Source organism: Massilia mucilaginosa (genome assembly GCF_011682145.1).
GTDB lineage: Bacteria > Pseudomonadota > Gammaproteobacteria > Burkholderiales > Burkholderiaceae_D > Telluria_A > Telluria_A mucilaginosa.
Window position 1 is genome coordinate 1 of the sequence record NZ_WHJH01000164.1, and the last position, 956, is coordinate 956.

The following is a 956-nucleotide window of genomic DNA, read 5'->3' on the forward strand; positions in this document are numbered from 1 at the left end:
GCGCGCGGGCTGGACCACCCCGAGCTGATCGCGCGCTTCAAGCTGGGCTACGCGAACCGCACCCTGGGCCTGCGCCTGCCGACGCGCGATCGCCAGGCCGGGTCCGACATCCGCAGCCGCCTGCAAAAGGTGGGCATCTACCGCGAGAGCGGCCACGAGCACTTCAACGGTTCGCTGGTGGTGCCGGTGCTCGACGGGGACGGCAACGTGCTGGAGGCGTACGGTCGCAAGATCCGCGACGACCTGCGCAAGGGCACCCCGAGCCATTTGTACCTGCCCGGGCCGCACCGCGGCGTGTGGAACGAGCAGGCGCTGGCCGAGTCTAGCGAAATCATCCTGTGCGAGGCGCTGATCGACGCCATGACGTTCTGGTGCGCCGGTTTCACCAACGTGACCGCCGCCTACGGCGTGGAGGGGTTTACCAGCGAGCACCTGGCCGCGTTACGGCGTCACGGCACGCGCCGGGTGCTGATCGCCTATGACCGCGACGACGCCGGCGACCGGGCTGCGGCCAAGCTGGCGGTGGAGCTGATCGCCGAGGGCATCGAGTGCCTGCGCGTGCGCTTCCCGAAGGGGTTGGATGCGAACGCCTACGCCTTGAAACTGACGCCCGCGCACCAGAGCCTGGGCTTGGTGCTGCGCCAGGCGGAGTGGATCGGCCGCGCGCCCGACACGGACACAGAGCTGATGCCGCCCGTGACCGCCGTGCCGCCCGCTACCGCCGTTCCCGTCCTTCCTTCAGCCGCTGGGGTTGACGTTGCCGCTGCCGCTGCCGCTGCACCGCCGCCGGCCACCGACGACGAGCTGCTGATCACCCAGGGCGAACGCCACTGGCGCGTGCGCGGCTGGAAAAAGAACCTGTCGCCGGAGCAGATGCGGGTCAACCTGCAGGTGCGCAGAAGCGCGGCCGACGGCGCTCCTGAAAGCTACCACGTCGACACCCTGGACCTGTACGC

The 956-nt window shown here is 70.0% G+C and carries 1 protein-coding gene; it reads left to right on the forward strand.

Features of this window, described 5'->3' with window-relative positions; translation table 11 throughout:
* Window positions 1–956, forward strand: a 956-nt coding sequence (locus tag F2P45_RS34285) for a toprim domain-containing protein (RefSeq protein WP_166882670.1), incomplete at both ends; no start/stop codon positions are given.